The organism is Streptococcus sp. 27098_8_66 (genome assembly GCF_041431945.1).
Classification (GTDB): Bacteria; Bacillota; Bacilli; order Lactobacillales; family Streptococcaceae; genus Streptococcus; species Streptococcus dentalis.
This window is the reverse complement of record NZ_JAPVYS010000009.1, coordinates 51198-69164: the sequence shown is the minus strand read 5'-3', so window position 1 is coordinate 69164 and position 17967 is coordinate 51198. Positions and strand designations below refer to the sequence as shown.

15 protein-coding genes are annotated in these 17967 nt (G+C 41.8%); 9 read left to right on the top strand and 6 right to left on the bottom strand.

Annotated elements, in window-relative coordinates:
- The first annotated feature begins 21 nt into the window (after positions 1–21).
- Positions 22–780 (top strand): triose-phosphate isomerase, encoded by a 759-nt coding sequence (gene tpiA, locus O3642_RS07465; protein WP_049514632.1) that lies wholly within the window; start codon positions 22–24, stop codon positions 778–780.
- A 74-nt stretch (positions 781–854) separates the two neighbouring features.
- Here tpiA and O3642_RS07460 read toward each other — a convergent pair whose 3' ends face one another.
- The 4 genes from O3642_RS07460 to O3642_RS07445 are packed head-to-tail and all read right to left on the bottom strand — an operon-like array spanning position 855 to position 5417.
- Entirely contained in the window at positions 855–2090 is a 1236-nt protein-coding gene (locus O3642_RS07460; protein WP_371605709.1) for an aminoacyltransferase, read from the bottom strand.
- A 5-nt stretch (positions 2091–2095) separates the two neighbouring features.
- Positions 2096–3307 (bottom strand): aminoacyltransferase, encoded by a 1212-nt coding sequence (locus O3642_RS07455; RefSeq protein WP_371605708.1) that lies wholly within the window; start codon positions 3305–3307, stop codon positions 2096–2098.
- Positions 3308–3310: 3 nt separating this feature from the next.
- Positions 3311–4117, bottom strand: coding sequence for a sugar-phosphatase (gene yidA, locus O3642_RS07450; RefSeq protein WP_371605707.1), 807 nt, complete (start codon positions 4115–4117; stop codon positions 3311–3313).
- On the bottom strand, positions 4107–5417 hold the full coding sequence (locus O3642_RS07445; RefSeq protein WP_371605706.1) for an HD domain-containing protein: 1311 nt from the start codon (positions 5415–5417) through the stop codon (positions 4107–4109). Before O3642_RS07445 ends, yidA begins: the two co-directional genes overlap by 11 nt.
- 115 nt (positions 5418–5532) lie before the next feature.
- On the opposite strand from O3642_RS07445, the gene O3642_RS07440 reads away from it, so the two are divergent.
- The 3 genes from O3642_RS07440 to O3642_RS07430 all read left to right on the top strand — a co-directional run bounded on the left by O3642_RS07440 (position 5533) and on the right by O3642_RS07430 (position 9603).
- Positions 5533–5916, top strand: coding sequence for a DUF1934 domain-containing protein (locus O3642_RS07440; RefSeq protein WP_371605705.1), 384 nt, complete (start codon positions 5533–5535; stop codon positions 5914–5916).
- A gap of 212 nt (positions 5917–6128) precedes the next feature.
- Entirely contained in the window at positions 6129–8813 is a 2685-nt protein-coding gene (locus O3642_RS07435) for a cation-translocating P-type ATPase (protein WP_371605704.1), read from the top strand.
- A 121-nt stretch (positions 8814–8934) separates the two neighbouring features.
- Positions 8935–9603 carry an MIP/aquaporin family protein gene (locus O3642_RS07430; RefSeq protein ID WP_045759670.1) on the top strand — a complete coding sequence of 223 codons (669 nt, stop codon included), beginning with the start codon at positions 8935–8937 and terminating at the stop codon, positions 9601–9603.
- A 311-nt stretch (positions 9604–9914) separates the two neighbouring features.
- On the opposite strand, the gene O3642_RS07425 is transcribed toward O3642_RS07430, so the two are convergent.
- Positions 9915–10772 (bottom strand): metallophosphoesterase, encoded by an 858-nt coding sequence (locus O3642_RS07425; protein ID WP_303469775.1) that lies wholly within the window; start codon positions 10770–10772, stop codon positions 9915–9917.
- Positions 10773–10947: 175 nt separating this feature from the next.
- Here O3642_RS07425 and prfB point away from each other — a divergent pair.
- The 3 genes from prfB to ftsX all read left to right on the top strand — a co-directional run bounded on the left by prfB (position 10948) and on the right by ftsX (position 13699).
- Positions 10948–12043, top strand: a protein-coding gene (prfB, locus tag O3642_RS07420; protein WP_100209015.1) for a peptide chain release factor 2 whose coding sequence is annotated in 2 segments (ribosomal slippage) — positions 10948–11019 and positions 11021–12043 — 1095 coding nt in all. Because the reading frame shifts where the segments join, the coding sequence is not laid out codon by codon here.
- Between the two features lie 44 nt (positions 12044–12087).
- Positions 12088–12780 (top strand): cell division ATP-binding protein FtsE, encoded by a 693-nt coding sequence (gene ftsE / locus O3642_RS07415; RefSeq protein ID WP_003008021.1) that lies wholly within the window; start codon positions 12088–12090, stop codon positions 12778–12780.
- A complete protein-coding gene (ftsX, locus tag O3642_RS07410; protein ID WP_042759907.1) occupies positions 12773–13699 on the top strand; it encodes a permease-like cell division protein FtsX in 927 nt (308 codons plus the stop codon). Before ftsE ends, ftsX begins: the two co-directional genes overlap by 8 nt.
- A 69-nt stretch (positions 13700–13768) precedes the next feature.
- Here the strand turns inward: ftsX and O3642_RS07405 are convergent, their stop codons facing one another.
- Positions 13769–14410, bottom strand: a complete 642-nt coding sequence (locus O3642_RS07405; RefSeq protein WP_371605703.1) for an MBL fold metallo-hydrolase — start codon at positions 14408–14410, stop codon at positions 13769–13771.
- Between the two features lie 118 nt (positions 14411–14528).
- Between O3642_RS07405 and O3642_RS07400 the strand changes: the two genes are divergently transcribed.
- A complete protein-coding gene (locus O3642_RS07400; RefSeq protein ID WP_371605702.1) occupies positions 14529–16982 on the top strand; it encodes a bifunctional DnaQ family exonuclease/ATP-dependent helicase in 2454 nt (817 codons plus the stop codon).
- A 4-nt stretch (positions 16983–16986) separates the two neighbouring features.
- Complete coding sequence (locus tag O3642_RS07395; RefSeq protein ID WP_049472428.1) at positions 16987–17967, top strand: YeiH family protein; 981 nt, start codon at positions 16987–16989, stop codon at positions 17965–17967.

Sequence of the window (17967 nt, the reverse complement as noted above, 5' to 3'; positions counted from 1 at the left end):
TAGAAAAAAGAGGTATGTGAAATGTCACGTAAACCATTTATCGCTGGTAACTGGAAAATGAACAAAAATCCAGAAGAAGCAAAAGCATTCGTTGAAGCTGTAGCATCAAAACTTCCTTCAGCTGATCTTGTTGAAGCTGGCATCGCAGCTCCTGCAGTTGACTTGACAGCTGTACTTGCTGCTGCTAAAGGTTCAAACCTTAAAGTTGCTGCACAAAACACTTACTTTGAAAATGCTGGTGCCTTCACTGGTGAAACTAGCCCACAAGTTTTGAAAGAAATCGGTACTGACTACGTTGTTATCGGTCACTCAGAACGTCGTGACTACTTCCACGAAACTGATGAAGACATCAACAAAAAAGCAAAAGCAATCTTTGCGAACGGTATGCTTCCAATCATCTGTTGTGGTGAGTCTCTTGAAACTTACGAAGCTGGTAAAGCAGCAGAATTCGTAGGTGCTCAAGTTTCAGCTGCTCTTGCTGGATTGACTGCAGAACAAGTAGCTTCAACAGTAATCGCCTACGAACCAATCTGGGCTATCGGTACTGGTAAATCTGCTTCACAAGACGATGCACAAAAAATGTGTAAAGTTGTTCGTGACGTTGTAGCTGCTGACTTTGGTCAAGAAGTGGCTGACAAAGTACGTGTTCAATACGGTGGTTCAGTTAAACCTGAAAATGTTGCTGAATACATGGCTTGTCCAGACGTTGACGGAGCTCTTGTAGGTGGTGCATCACTTGAAGCTGAAAGCTTCTTGGCATTGCTTGACTTCGTTAAATAATGACATATAAAAGGCGAGAGGTTTCTCGTCTTTTTTATAGTAGAAAAGACCAGCTTCAAAGCTGGTCTTTTGAGTTAGGAACGTCCTAATAGTTTCTTAATGAGAGAAATCATTTTGTATTTCAGAGGACTTGGGTAATAACGGAAGGTCCCCATCTTACGGACGATGTAGCCGTTGAAGTTTTGTTTGAAACGAAGCACACCGTCTGACCCGTCAAAGATTCCTTGAATACCTAGGAAGTTATATCTTGGGATACCACGTTTGATGGTTTCAAGCATCATATATTCTTGGAGAACAGCAGGAGCATAGAACTTATTAAATTCTGTATAAGAGCCACTGAATAAATAGGTGGATTCTTGTGGCATATAGACGAAGAGGCTACCTGCAAGAATGACGTCTTGATCTCCATATTTTTCAATATATTCTTTCGCGTCCTTCTTTCTCACCTCAAAGGTATCAAACTGGCTAGAGAATTCACGAAGTTGATTTTGTTTTTTTTCTGAATTGGGGTTGACTTCAAGATCCTTCTGTAATTTCTCAATCTTCTGTGCTAGTTTTCCTTGGTCTTTTTCAAGATTCGTGTAGTAATGGTGGAAGTTCAGTGTTGCGATCATGAAATCTGCATTGTCGCCAAAACTGTCATAGAAAGTTTGGTAATAATCCAAGGTTTTATCCTGATAGTCGCGACGGTCACTGGTAGAGGAAGTAATATCCTTAAAGAGTTGCAGTTCATCTCGGTTTAATCGTTTCAGTTCAATACCGAAAGATTTGGCTTTTTTGACAAGTGGCTTTCCTTTTTTACTGAAGCCCTTGAGAAGATTTTTTTCGGTGATACCCTCCATATCTTTCACATAATGCCAATCACCTTCTCCACCTGGATAACCTGTTGTTAAACCATCATGCTGATAGCCCAATTTTTTTAGGGTATCCATGAAATGGGTTTGCTCTTCACTGGTTGGATTGCCGTCACTGTCAAAAGTTTGATAGGTATCATAGGGCTTAATAACGAGTTCAATAGCCCCATTTTCTTTCGCATAGTCTTTTAAGGTTGCATAGAAAGGTTCTAGCATAGCTTCCTCTTGGTAAAGGGGGCCAGAATTGATTTCCATGTGGAGACCTCCTGTCATAGGAAGACTGTACAAGATCGCTGCCACTTGGACTTGATCTTCTTGTTTCCAAGCGATAAATTGGACCGTGTTTCCTCGCTTTTCAAGCAGATCTGCCATTTCAGCAGACTGGATAAAAGAGCGATGGGAGACAGTATTTGCAAATGAGGTAAATTCTTCTTTTGAAATTGTCGTAAGAGTCATGTAACTTATTTACTCCTTAATTTTTTCCGGATCTTGTAGACTTTGTTTACAAGTGGATAGAGTGGACTGGTTGGGAGGTTGAATTCCCCAACAAATTCTTCAATGACAGGATTAAATTTTGATTTGAAATGATAGAGACCACCATCGAGTGAATTTTCAATGCCCCCCATATTTTGCCAAGAAGCAGCACGATCAAAAGCGTGTTGGGCAGTTTCATACCAGGTGAGGATGGCAGGTTGGTAACGGCGGAATTCTTCATCCATCCCTGCATAAACATTTTCAGACGTCCCACCGAATTCAAGGGTTAAGGTACCAGATAAAGGAACAATCTGTCTACCTGCTTGGAGATGCTGCTCAAGAAATTGCAGTTCTTCCTCTATACGCTCTTTTTCTTTTTGGTTGTTCTCAACCTTGCCAGGCTTTGTTTTTTCTGTGAATTTTTCAGCTTCAGCCTTGTTTTTTTCAAGATCTTTTGTAAGGGAGGTTTTTCGCTCTGCGAGATCAAGCGTAGACAAAGTAATGTAGGATTGTCCTTGGTAGGTTGTGAGTAGTTTTTCGTAGTAGTCTTTTCCACGTAAATGAATGCTTTTACGAGCTTCAGTCTTTTTCATGAGAGAAGCAAAGTCCCCTAACAATTCAGTCCCGCCAAATTGGACCTGGATCCCTTTGTTCCGAGCAGTTCGGATGGCTTGTCGAGTAGATTTTGAAAGATCTTGCTCAGTGAAAAACTCTTTGTGGATATTCGCTTGAAAGCGTGGTTGGATATTTTCTGCCATATCACTGGTTTGGCCAGTCCATTCAATTCCTTCTTTTGTTAAGGTATCGATTACCGCTTGCACAGCAGGAGCTTCCGTCTTTTCTTGTCCAATCAAGTGTTTACTCAAGAAAAGACTTGGATCAAATTTCACAAACAAGGCCTTGTATTGTTTGGCTATCTTTTTAAGGGACTGGATCACATATGAAACTAGCTCTTTGTTTTGGTAATCCATGATTGGGCCTCGAGGAATGTAAAGCATGGAAAAGCCAAGTGGCAGGGGTTGAATCAAGATGCTTGCAACAGCGACTAATTGGTCTTCTTGATAAAAACCAACCCGTTCATTTCCCCAATTATCTTTAATTTTTGCCCATGAGCTGCTTTGTAAGAGATTGGTTTGGTCACTCTGAATAACAAAGTCATCATGCTCACTAGCAGAAATTCCTAGCTGGTAATGGTACATTTCTTATAATACCCACTTTCTAATGGCGTATGCAACGCCAGATTCATCATTTGATTTGGTGATAGTTGTAGCAATTTTTTTAAGAGCTGGATTGCCATTTTCCATAACGACAGCATGTCCCACGACTTCTAACATGGAGCGGTCATTTTCCTCATCTCCGATAGCCATGGTTTCTTCTTGCTGGATTCCAAGTCGTTCAGCTAGATGAAGAACAGCTGCTCCCTTATTGGTTGTTTTCCCTAGAATTTCTAAATAAAAAGGAGCTGATTTGACCATAGTGAAGCGGTCCTTGAATTCTTTAGGGATTTTTGCAATCGCAGCATCCAGAATGTCTGGTTCATCGATATACATGGCCTTGACAAATTCTTTCTCACGAACTTCTTCAGGCGTCCGGTAATAAAGGGGCATATTGACCAGTTGAGATTCATGAATGGTGTAGCGTCCGATATCTCGATTGCTGGTATAGATGCCGTCTTTAGTAATAGCATGGGAGTGAATCTGAAGTTTGTTTGCGAGAGCCTCGATATCGAGATAGTCCTCATAATGTAAAAGGTCTTTGATGAGTTCTTTTCCAGTAGCAGTTTCTTGCACCAGACCGCCATTAAAGGTAATGACATAGTCTCCAGGATCCATCAAATGGAGTTCTTTTAAAAGTTTTGAGACCCCTGCGATAGGACGACCGGTTGTGATCACGATTTTAACGCCTGCGGCTTTAGCGTCTTGAATGGCTTCAAATACAGAAGGTGTGATCTCTTTTTTTGAATTGAGAAGTGTACCGTCGATATCGATCGCAACTAATTTAATGGACATCCGTCTCTCCTATAAAATAATCATTGGAGATATAGGAAGTGAATTCCTCTACTTGCTTACTGAAAAGTCCATTAACCTCCAGCATTTCTTTTGGGAAATAGAAGCGGTTGTCCCCATAGCGAGTTCCTGCTAAAGCAGCGACGAGTGGAGACAACTGAGACAATTCAGCGAGACTTCCATCTTTTCGGATCATTTCGATCTGGGTACGCGGTTTTTCAAGCTCAGGTCGATAAATATCGTAGGGCAGGTCGAAATTTTGATGAATTGCTGTGTAGTAGGTTGGATTAAACCCAACCTCTTTAATCAGTTTTTCAAGGATTGCTAAGTCTTTTCGCTTATCTTCTGTAAATAGAATCGATTTAAAGACTTTCCGATTAATATAGCGCTGAGCAAGATCAGACAAGATGGTATCCGGACTATCCATCCAGACTTGGAAATAGGTATTCATCACACCGTCATCTAGATTTAGGTAGTCTTGGATAGTTACTTCTTCTTCAAAAAATGGAATCAAGCGAGGTGAAGTCAATTGAAAATACTCTTTCTGATCTGGATAAATGGTTCTAGCACGCTTGAGTAGATTTTGAAGGAGGACTTCCATGGCACGAGTAGCCGGGTGGAAGTAGACCTGCATATACATTTGGTAACGGCTGACCACGTAATCCTCGACAGCGTGCATGCCATTTTGTTGGAAGGCAATGCCATTTTCAATCGGTCGAATTACGCGCAAAATACGGGTCAAGTCAAATTTTCCATAGGAAGCACCCGTAAAGTAGGCATCCCGCAGTAAATAATCCATTCGGTCCACATCAATTTGACTAGAAATCAATTGTACCACTTGTTTATTGGGATAGGTATGATCAATGACGCTGGCTACACGATTTGGGAAATCAGGTGCTACCTGTAAGAGGATTTGATTGACCTCCGTCTCTGGACTGGTGATGATCAGCTGGGTCATTTTTTCATGATCGGTCCCAAAGAGTCCTTCGAAGGTATGGGAATAGGCACCATGTCCAATGTCATGAAGAAGAGCGGCTGTCATGGTCAGTAAGTTTTCATCAGAATTCCATTGCTCTGCATACTTTTCCTCAAAAATGGACAGGATGCGTCTTGAAATTTCATAGGCGCCAAGACAGTGAGAAAAACGACTATGCTCCCCACCGTGGAAGGTAAAACCAGATGTCCCCAGTTGTTTGATGCGGCGTAGTCGTTGAAATTCTTTACTATTAATTAATTGATAAATGATGGGATGATCCACATGAACGTAATCATGTACGGGATCGCGAAAGACTTTTTCATTCATGGGTCTATTATAGCAAAAAAAAGCCTATTTTGCGATCTAGAGGCTAATAGGGGCAGTCAAAATGCGTAAAATTTGATAGAATAGTAAGGCAAGAAAAGAAGAGAAGGAGACAAAGATGCAGATTCGCATTCAAAATACCATTCGATTTGGAGAAGAAATGGAAATCGTTGATCAGTACTATCAAGGTGAATGGAAGGAAAAAGCAGGTTTTCAATATCTCTTGTATACCAATGAAGAAGATGAAAAGGTTGCTTTGAAATTTTCCAATGATGAATTGGTCATGACACGATTCTCAAGTCCTAAATCCATCATGCGTTTCTACAAAAATGAAGATGGTGGGGCAATCATCCCAACTCCGATGGGCATTCAGCAGTTTTTGATTACAACAGACCTCTTTCAATTAGAAGCAGGTCATTTGCAAGTCTCTTATCGCTTGTTAACTCTCGATGGAGAACAGGAATTTGCCGATTATCAATTACTGGTGGAATGGGAAGAATAATCCTCATTAAATTATTAGAGATCCCGCTTGCTTTATTCTATAAAAATGGTATAATAAAACCACTCAAGGGAGTAGCTGGCGGTTTTCCGCGATAGTGTCGTCATTACGAAATTATTTCCGGCACTATATTAAACGGCGAGACTTGTTTTTTCAAACAGGTCTCTTTTTTGTGCAAAAGAGACCTAGTAGAAAGCTATAAGGAGGAAATTATTTTGTCAAAAGAACAAAATAAAGCTTTGTTTTATACACAGAGTAAAGAAGAAGTTCTAAAGGAATTGGACTCTTCAATTGAAGGCTTGTCAACTGCTCAAGCTCAAGAACGCTTAGCGACTTATGGTCGTAATGAGTTGGAAGAGGGAGAGAAACGTGGCCTACTAGCTAAATTCCTTGATCAATTTAAGGATTTGATGATTATCATCTTGCTTGCGGCAGCGGCACTTTCTGTGATTACAGAAGGAATGGACGGTCTAACGGATGCCATTATCATCTTGGCTGTTGTAGTCTTGAATGCTGCCTTTGGGGTTTACCAAGAAGGGCAAGCAGAAGCAGCCATTGAAGCTCTGAAAAATATGTCTAGCCCGATGGCTCGTGTTCGTCGTGATGGTCATGTTATTGAGATTGACTCAAAAGAATTGGTGCCTGGGGACATCGTCTTGCTTGAAGCTGGAGATGTGGTGCCTGCCGATATGCGTTTGCTTGAAGCGGCGTCTCTTAAAATCGAAGAAGCTGCTCTTACTGGTGAGTCTGTACCGGTTGAAAAGGATATTACTCAAATGGTAGAAGCAGATGCTGGTATTGGGGACCGAGTTAATATGGGTTACCAAAACTCAAACGTAACTTACGGTCGTGGTATTGGTGTCGTGACAAACACTGGTATGTACACAGAAGTTGGTAAGATTGCAGATATGTTGGCTAATGCCGACGAGACAGAGACACCGTTGAAGCAAAGCTTGGAACAATTATCTAAGGCCTTGACTTACTTAATCATTGTGATTGCAGTGATTACCTTCTTGGTTGGTGTCTTTGTTCGTGGCGAACACCCATTAGAAGGCTTGATGGTGGCGGTTGCCCTTGCGGTTGCAGCTATTCCAGAAGGTCTCCCTGCCATTGTAACCATCGTTCTATCTTTGGGAACTACAACCCTTGCAAAACGTAATTCGATTGTCCGTAAATTGCCAGCGGTTGAAACGCTTGGTTCAACAGAAATCATTGCATCTGATAAAACAGGTACTTTGACCATGAACCAAATGACGGTTGAAAAAGTTTATACCAACGGTCAATTGCAAAGCTCGGCATCTGAAATTGCTGCTAACAACAATACGCTACGTATCATGAACTTTGCCAATGACACTAAGGTGGACCCATCTGGCAAGCTGATTGGGGATCCAACGGAGACAGCTCTTGTACAGTTTGGTTTGGACCACAACTTTGATGTTCGTGAAGTCTTGAAGGATGAGCCACGTGTGGCTGAATTGCCATTTGACTCAGACCGTAAACTCATGTCTACCATTCATAAGGAAGCAGACGGTTCTTACTTTATCGCTGTCAAGGGTGCTCCTGATCAATTGCTCAAGCGCGTGACTCGTATTGAAGTCAATGGGGAAGTTCGTCCAATCACAGAAGAGGATAAAAATGCTATCCTTGCAACCAACAAAGACTTGGCTAAACAAGCCCTTCGTGTCTTGATGATGGCTTATAAGACAAGCCATGAAATTCCAACCTTGGAATCTGAAATCGTTGAGTCTGATCTCATTTTCTCTGGTTTGGTCGGCATGATTGACCCTGAGCGCCCAGAAGCTGCAGAAGCTGTACGTGTCGCTAAAGAAGCAGGTATCCGCCCAATCATGATTACGGGTGACCACCAAGATACAGCTGAAGCTATTGCCAAACGTCTCGGAATCATCGATCCAAATGATACAGAAGACCATGTCTTCACTGGTGCTGAATTGAATGAACTCACTGATGAAGAATTCCAAAAAGTCTTCAAGCAATACTCTGTATACGCACGTGTATCACCTGAGCACAAGGTTCGCATCGTTAAAGCTTGGCAAAATGAAGGTAAGGTTGTCGCTATGACGGGTGATGGGGTCAACGATGCACCTTCACTTAAGACAGCTGACATCGGTATCGGTATGGGGATTACAGGTACAGAAGTTTCTAAAGGAGCATCTGATATGGTCCTTGCCGATGATAACTTTGCAACTATTATCGTAGCGGTTGAAGAAGGACGTAAGGTCTTCTCAAATATCCAAAAATCCATCCAATATCTCTTGTCTGCTAATATGGCTGAGGTCTTCACTATCTTCTTTGCAACCTTGTTTGGTTGGGATGTGTTGCAACCAGTGCATCTTCTCTGGATCAATTTGGTAACCGATACTCTTCCAGCCATCGCTCTTGGTGTGGAACCAGCTGAGCCCGGTGTCATGACCCACAAACCTCGTGGACGTAAATCTAACTTCTTTGACGGTGGGGTCTTTGGAGCCATTCTTTATCAAGGAATCTTCCAAACCATGCTAGTTCTTGGTGTTTATGGCTGGGCCTTACTCTCTCCAGAACATGCGACTCGTGCCGAAATCCATGCAGATGCTTTGACCATGGCCTTTGCAACTCTTGGTTTGATCCAATTGCTCCATGCCTTTAACGTTAAATCGGTTTACCAATCCATCTTTAAAGTGGGACTCTTCAAGAACAAGACCTTTAACTGGTCGATTCCAGTTGCCTTTGTTCTCTTGATGGCGACCATCATTATCCCTGGATTTAACAAACTCTTCCATGTGTCTCATTTAAGCTTGACACAATGGTTAGCTGTTATGATTGGTTCGCTCTTGATTGTTGTTCTTGTTGAGATTGTTAAAGCCGTTCAACGTGCACTTGGAAAAGATAAAAACGCCATTTAAATATAAAAGAAGTCATCTCCGGATGGCTTTTTTTGCGGGCAAAATGGACTGGGCATATTTCTTGAGGTACGTGTAGATTTTTGATAAACTAGTCAACAGTTTGAAGAAAGGAAACTTAGTTATGAAAAAGTTTTTTGCTGAAGTAATCGGCACATTTATGCTTGTCTTTATCGGGACTGGCGCAGTTGTTTTTGGAAATGGGACAGAAGGTCTGGGACATTTAGGAATTGCCTTGGCATTCGGTTTATCCATTGTTGCAGCAGCTTACTCAATTGGGACTGTTTCTGGTGCCCACTTGAACCCGGCTGTTTCGATTGCCATGTTTGTGAACAAACGCTTGTCTTCAAAGGACTTGGTTAATTATATTGCAGCTCAAGTAGTGGGGGCGGTTCTCGCATCTGCAACAGTTCTCTTCCTCTTGTCAAATTCAGGTATGTCAACAGCTAGTCTTGGTGAAAACGCCCTAGCGAAGGGTGTGACTCCATTTGGCGGATTCTTGTTTGAAGTAATTGCTTCCTTTATCTTTATTTTGGTCATCATGACAGTGACATCAGCTACCAAAGGTAATGGCAAGATCGCTGGTCTTGTGATCGGTTTGAGCTTGACTTTGATTATTCTTGTTGGTTTGAACATTACTGGACTTTCTGTTAACCCAGCTCGTAGCTTGGCACCTGCCCTCTTTGTTGGTGGTGCAGCCCTTCAACAAATTTGGATCTTTATCTTGGCTCCAATTGTCGGTGGTGTTCTGGCTGCAATCGTTGCAAAAAATCTCTTGGATACAGAAGAGTAATAAAAAATTGGTTCCGAAGGAACCAATTCAGATTGAAAACAAAGTCATATAAAAAACTTTCCTTAGGTGAGTACGGATGTCAGCGAACTTCTTCGAAGTTCCATGACTAATTATTGAGCCTAGGGTCTCAATAATTCCGAGTGCCTGAAATGTTATTGTTTCAGGCACTTTTCTCACAGCGGAAAGTTTCGGTATTTTCTCGATCGATTTAAAAATTGGAACTTATTTATTTTTTTGCAGAATCGCTTAACTTATTTTACTTTAAAATAGTTTGTCTACATTCTAAATTGGTTCCGAAGGGACCAATTTTTTTATAGTTCAAGGATGGTCATGGCTTGAGAAAATTCATGAGCGAGCTGTTTTTTCTTGTATGCTTTAAATTCGGGGAGGTCTTTGATTCTGCGATAGCGTTTGTAGGGATCGTATCGTTTTGGAAAATCATATTCAGGAAAAGCTTCGAAAAATTGTTTGCAAAGCTCCCATTCTCGGACATAGCCTAAAGGTCTGGCATGATAGGTGATGGTGTCGATTGTCCTATCTGAAATTCGGTGGTGGCTGTGTCCAAATATGACATCTTTGACAGGGAATTGCCGAAAAAGCTCATGAAAGGCTTGGCTCCCTAGAAAAGCATTGAAGCGTTCAAAATAAGGGTAGCGCAGGAGAAATTGACTATGAGGCACAAAGTGCATAGCAATAATCAAGGGTTGATCTATACGCATGAGCTCTTGTTCCAGCTCTTGCAACAGACGTTGGGTAATGGCTGGATCGGATCCCATTCGTTGGAGGCGTCTGTCAAACCAAAATAGATTCTTGGTTTGGAGATGTTTTTGGGGAGAGACGGTAGGAACAAAGCTGTAGTCATACCAGCCCGAAAAAGCAAGAAGCGTATGATTGGAGAAGGGAATCTTTTGAAATTCAAAAGGTCTTATGGCTTCTTCTGATAGGCCCAGCATATCATGATTTCCCAAGCTGAAGGTCATTGGAAGGTGACATTGAAGTTGGTCTAAAAATTCCTGTGGGGTCTTTTCAAAGCCATTGGCAATATCTCCTGCAATATGGAGATGTTGAATTTTTTTGTCCTTGAAAAGAGTGATCAGGGTCTCTAATTCTTCTTTGCCGAAGTTGTTTGAATCAATATGTAAATCGGACATAAAAGCTACTGTTGTCATGCTACCAGTCTAGCATAAGAGGATCTTTTTTTCTAACAATTAGGTTACAAATGAATAGAAAAAATGCTGAAAATCAGCTGGCTTGGCAGTGGTCAACCAGTAGATCCAATATTGGAAGGTGGGCAAATAGTGAAGGTTATGATATAATAGACTAGATACATAGAAAGAGGTACTTATGGACATTTCAGAAATTCGTCAAAAAATTGACGCAAATCGTGAAAAATTAGCTTCTTTCAGGGGGTCTCTTTGACTTAGAGGCATTGGAAGAAGAAATTGCCATTTTAGAAAATAAAATGACAGAACCTGATTTTTGGGATGATAACATTGCTGCGCAAAAGACATCTCAAGAATTAAATGAACTCAAGCAGACCTATGAAAATTTCCATCAAATGGTGGATCTCTTTGATGAGTCAGAAATCTTACTGGACTTTTTGGCAGAAGACGATTCGGTCAAGGAAGAATTGATCGAGAAGTTGGAGGAGCTGGATAAACGTATGACCAGCTATGAGATGACCTTGCTATTGTCTGAACCCTATGACAATAATAATGCCATCCTAGAAATCCACCCAGGTTCAGGAGGAACAGAAGCTCAGGACTGGGGCGACATGCTTCTTCGGATGTATACTCGTTTTGGGAATGCTCATGGCTTCAAGGTTGAAGTCTTGGACTATCAGGCTGGAGATGAGGCTGGAATCAAGTCTGTAACCCTATCCTTTGAAGGGCCACATGCATACGGTCTTCTGAAATCTGAAATGGGGGTACACCGTTTGGTTCGAATCTCTCCATTTGACTCCGCTAAACGTCGTCATACCTCCTTTACATCTGTTGAGGTCATGCCCGAATTAGACGATACCATTGAAGTCGAAGTTCGTGATGATGATATCAAGATGGACACCTTCCGCTCTGGAGGAGCTGGTGGACAAAACGTCAACAAGGTTTCTACAGGGGTGCGCTTGACCCACATTCCGACAGGGATTGTAGTGGCATCCACCGTGGATCGGACCCAATACGGGAACCGTGATCGTGCGATGAAGATGTTGCAAGCTAAACTCTACCAATTAGAGCAAGAGAAAAAAGCAGCAGAAGTAGATTCTCTAAAAGGGGATAAAAAAGAAATCACCTGGGGAAGTCAAATCCGCTCCTATGTTTTTACCCCTTATACCATGGTTAAGGATCACCGGACCAACTACGAAGTAGCGCAGGTGGACAAGGTGATGGATGGAGATATCGATGGCTTTATCGATGCCTACCTTAAATGGCGTCTCCAATAACCTCGAGGGAATCAACCAGAAAAGAATGAAAGGAATTTCATTACATGTCAATGATTGAAATGAAAGATGTTGTCAAAAAGTATGACAACGGGACAACGGCCCTTCGCGGGGTCTCTGTCCAAATTGAACCAGGAGAATTTGCCTACATCGTAGGACCTTCTGGTGCAGGGAAGTCGACCTTTATTCGACTTTTATACCGTGAAGTCAAACACGATAAAGGAAGTTTGAAAGTAGCTGATTTTGATTTGGATAAAATCAAAAAACGCGATATTCCTATGTTGCGACGCAATGTAGGAGTGGTCTTCCAAGATTATAAATTGCTTCCAAAGAAAACCGTTTATGAAAATATTGCCTACGCTATGCAAGTTATCGGTGAGCGCCGTCGCAATATTAAAAAGCGTGTTATGGAAGTTTTGGATCTTGTCGGATTGAAACACAAGGTCCGCTCATTCCCGAATGAATTGTCAGGGGGAGAGCAACAACGGATTGCGATTGCTCGTGCGATCGTCAACAATCCGAAAGTCTTGATTGCGGATGAGCCAACGGGTAACTTGGACCCAGATAATTCATGGGAAATCATGAATCTTTTGGAGCGGATTAACCTGCAAGGGACCACAGTATTGATGGCGACCCACAATAGCCAGATTGTAAATACTTTACGTCACCGTGTCATCGCGATTGAAAATGGTCGTGTAGTGCGTGATGAAGCGGAAGGAGAGTACGGATACGATGATTAGAAGATTTTTCCGACACTTAATCGAATCGCTTAAAAGCTTGAAACGAAATGGTTGGATGACGATTGCAGCGGTCAGCTCGGTTATGATTACCCTTAGCTTGGTTGCTATTTTCGCCTCAGTTATTGCCAATACTATCAAGCTTTCAGATGATATTCAAAACAGTGTGCGGGTTGTAGTATACATGCGCAAGGATATTCAAGATCAGAGCGAGCAGATTGAAAAAGACGGTCAAACCGTGACCAATGAAAACTACCATAAGGTCTACGATGCTCTGACAGCCATGAAACATGTTGACAAGGTTGATTTTTCCAGCAAGGAAGAGCAGTATGATAAACTGATCAAAACGGCTGGGAACAACTGGAAGATTTTTGATGGAGATGCCAATCCTCTCTATGATGCTTATTATGTAGAGACAACAGCTCCTAAATATGTAAAGCAAGTTTCGGCTGATGCCAAAAAAATTGAAGGAGTTTCTGAGGTTAAAGATGGTGGAGTCGATACCCAACGCTTGTTCGCCCTTGGAACCTTCATCAGAAACTGGGGCTTGATTGGTGTAGCTTTATTGATCTTCATCGCAGTCTTCTTGATTTCAAATACCATTCGGATTACCATCATTTCACGTAGTCGTGAGATTAAGATTATGCGACTGGTAGGAGCAAAAAATGGCTATATTCGTGCACCATTCCTTTTAGAAGGTGCTTGGATCGGTCTCTTGGGAGCCTTGGTTCCTTCAGCTTTGGTCTTCTATGTTTATAATGTTGTCTATACATCTATGAACAATAACTTGGCAGACCAAAACTTGTATCTCTATAGTCCTCATCTCTTGGTACCGATCATGGTCGGTGGCCTCTTTGGATTAGGAATTTTGATTGGAGCGATTGGTTCTTCAATCTCCATGAGACGTTTTCTTAAGATATAATAAAAAAGCAAGTTCGCACTTGCTTTTTTTGTCTACTTTTATGAGGACAGGAAGGATGATAAGGATTCTTTAGGATTGTCTAAAGAAGGGATTGAACATCTTCTCGTGACCAATAGAAGTTTCAGGGCCATGACCGGGATAGACAGTGTAGGAAGATGGAAGGGTAAAGAGCTCTTCTCTGATACTGCTAAGCAACTGTGCCGCGTTCCCTGTCGGAAGATCGGTCCGTCCAATGGTTTCGCGAAAAAGGGCATCACCAGATAGAACCAGGTGATCCTCAGGAAAGACGATGGAGACCCCTCCTGCAGAGTGGCCTGGTGTCTCCAGAACATAAAAGTGGAAATCAGCTATTTGGTAATCGGAGCGAATGTCATAAAGGAAGTCGGCCTCCTTGCATACAACATCTTCTAAATCTGCATGCCGATCCAAACCAGATAAATTATCGACAGGAGAAGACAACCAACTGGCTTCTGCTGAATGGATATAAACAGGTGGGAAATGATAGGTCTGACGAACCTTTTCAAGACTCATAATATGATCGTAATGTGTATGGGTTAAAAGAATTGCTACAATCGGTTTTCCTATGCGATCAATTTGTTTCTGAATAGCCGCCCAGTCGCTACCTGGATCGACAAGAATAAGGGAGTGTTCATTTTCAAGGTAGTAGGTGTTTTCATAAGCTATAGGATTAACAGTACGATAGATTTTCATAAGGACTCCTTTCTAGAATAGTGTATCAAATTGCGAGGAAAATAACAGGATTGAAGTCAGCCTGAAAGGAGAAAAAAATCTGCAGAGCTTGCTCAAACGTGATATAATTTTAAGTATTATGACAAGACAGAAACGGAAATATGCCATTGTGGATCTGGAAGCGACCAGTGCTGGAAGCAATGCTAAAATCATTCAGGTTGGGATTGTCATCATCGAAGATGGGAGGATTACGCAATCCTATGAGACGGATGTGAATCCCCATGAACGATTGGATGAGCATATCAAACAATTGACTGGCCTGACAGATGCTCGCTTGAAAAAAGCACCAGAGTTTGCACAAGTGGCAAAAGAAATTTTTGAATTAATAGAAGATGCCGTCTTTGTGGCCCATAATGTCAAATTTGATGCAAATTTATTGGCAGAAGCCCTCTTTTGGGAAGGATTTGAGCTAACGACTCCTCGGATTGATACGGTTGAATTGTCTCAAATTTTCTATCCGACTTTAGAACGCTACAATTTAGGAGCGCTTGCGGCTGAACTGGAAATTGAGTTGCACCATGCTCACTCCGCTCTAGCGGATGCTATGGCAACAGCCCAGCTGCTGTTGAAATTGAGAGAGAAAATTGCGAGCTTACCAAGAGGATTGATCGAAAAACTTCTTTCGATGGCAGATTGTTTGATTTATGAATCACGACTCTTAATAGAAGATGCGCTTGAAGACAGTAGCCTTTTTTTACCAGCTCATTTAGTAGAAGTTCATGGTCTCTATCTGCGAAAGCAACAGCAGTTTTTAGAAAGTCGTCATTTGTCTGAACAGTTTGAACTCAATATGCAGCTGTTGGGAATGGAGGCTTATCCGGAGCAAAGAGAATTTGTTGCCTATATCGAGAATAGTTTGCAACAACCACTTCCGAGTTTTATTGAAGCGCCAACTGGTATTGGGAAGACCTACGCTTATCTATTAACGCTTTTGGCGAAAACCTCCAAGCGCATTCTTGTCAGTGTTCCCACTAAAATTCTTCAGGATCAAATTATGAAGAAGGAAGGAAAGACCATCCAAGATCTTTTCCAAATTCCCTTTCATAGTCTGAAAAGTCCCAAGGATTACATCCAACTCGATAAATTTTATGAGGCCTTACAGAGTGAGTCAGATAATGGGATGATTCGACGCTTTAAAATGCAACTGTTGGTTTGGCTGACCATGACGGAAACGGGAGAATTCAGTGAAATTGGCCAACTCTATCGTCATCTTCATTTTGTAGCTGACATTTGCCACGATGGCCAATTGTCGAAGCGTTCACTTTTTTATCAGGAAGATTTTTGGCGCCTCGGCCAGGAAAAAGTGAAAACCAGCCGGGTAATTCTGACCAATCATGCCTATCTGTTAACTCGTCTAGAGGATGATAAGAGTCTACTTCAAGAATCTGTTCTGGTAGTGGATGAAGCGCAAAAACTCTTCTTTGCTTTAGAGCAGTTTTCACAGAGAGAAGAAACCTTGCAATCTCTTCTTCTAGGCTTGCAACACGCCATCGAAGAGGAAAAAGATCTTCTGCAGCGACGGTTGCTGGAAAGTATTCAATTTGAATTAAATGCCTGCTCTAAGGAAGTTGTACAAGGAAAAACAGCGATCTTATCAGATCAAACAGTGGCAAAAATTCGACAGGATGTATCGGAATTAAAAAACGAATCTCTAGAGAATCTAAGAGAATTGTTTGATGAGCGCTACCAAACCTTTTGGATAGACAAAGAAGTGGTTGAAAGCCACCAGATTCTTCGTCTCCATGGAGGAGTGGAGGACTTACTATCCTTTAAGGAATTTGTACCTGAAGAAGTGACCGTGCTCTTTGTATCAGCGACGATCGCTATCAGTAAAAAAGTGCATTTACCTGCTCTTTTAGGATATCAAAAGCAGCAAATCTATCGGGTACCGATAACAGTCAAACAACACCAGGAATTGCTGGTGCCGATTGATTTTCCAGATGTTGTTTCTTTATCTTCAGTGGAATACGCAGGGGAGATTTGTCAGCTCGTCGGTGAACTCCTTCCTTTACGAAAGCCAATTTTTCTTTTGTTTACTTCAAAAGAATTGTTACTGGAGACGTCAAACGCCTTGAAGTTTCCTCACTTGGCCCAGTATCGAAATGGGGATGCAGCCAATATTAAGCGACGATTTGACCGAGGAGAAAGCTCCATTTTATTGGGAACAGGAAGCTTCTGGGAGGGAGTCGATTTCTCCCAACAAAAAGAAGTGATTCAAATCATCACGCGCCTTCCTTTTGACAATCCTAAAGATTATATGGTTCAAAAGCTGAATACAAAACTCAGAGAACAGGGGAAAAATCCCTTTTACGACTATAGTCTTCCAGTCGCGATTTTAAGGCTAAAACAGGCTATTGGGAGAACCAGCCGTTTTCAAGATCAGGAATCTTTGGTGCTTTTATTAGATCAGCGGGTGGTAACCAAGCGATATGGAAAACAAATTTTGGATGGTTTGCAACAAGTGTTGCCCCTTCACACGACATTGAGAGAGCGGCTTGTTGAGCAAGCAGCTGACTTTTTTGAAAGGAATTGAGAAAATGAAAAATAAAGGATTTGGACTTGCAATTGCATTTGTACTGGCACTTTGTGCTATGTTGTTGGGAACTTTCTTTCCCATTATTGGCTCCAGTGTTTTTGCCTTAATTTTAGGAATTGTCCTTAATGAATTTGTGGATTTGCCGGAGAATTCACGACCAGGCTTGAACTGGTCCGGTAAGAAATTGTTGCAGTATTCGATTATCTTCATGGGATTTAGCTTGCCCATTGCGACAGTTGCCTCTACAGGTTTGTCTTCTTTAAAGATTAGTCTGCCAACGATAACCGTTGCCTTTCTTGCAGCTATTATTTTTGGGAGAGTCTTCCACCTGAAATCTCATCTACGGACCTTAATTGGGTTTGGTACAGCTATTTGTGGTGGATCTGCTATTGCAGCAGCAGCGCCGATCATTGAAGCAGACGAAGAGGAAATTGCCCTATCTATGTCAACTATTTTCTTCTTCAACATTTTGGCTGTCTTTATCTTTCCAGTATTAGGGCATTTATGGCATATGTCTAATTTCCAATTTGGCCTCTGGTCAGGAACAGCCATTAACGATACGTCATCTGTTGTAGCAGCAGCATTTTCTTACAGTAAAGCAGCGGGGCAAATGGCTACAATTGTTAAGTTAACACGCGCCCTGATGATTGTACCAGTTTGTTTGGGCTTGATCGGTTTAAAATGGTATCGGAGTAAACAACAAGGAAGAAACAAAGGAATGTTAAAGAAAATTATTCCTTGGTTTATTATCTGGTTTATTGTGGCTTCCATTCTTTCTTCTATTGGCCTGGTACCTAAAGTGGTCCTACCTTACCTAAATGACCTTTCTCACCTCTTTATGGCCATGGCCTTGGTTGGAATCGGAAGCAAGGTTTCTTGGAAACAGTTCCGTGCGGCAGGAGCAGCCCCCCTTCTGGTAGGTTTGATTGCTTGGTTCTGTGTGGCAGGATCTAGCTTGATTCTACAGATGTTGTTCTATTAA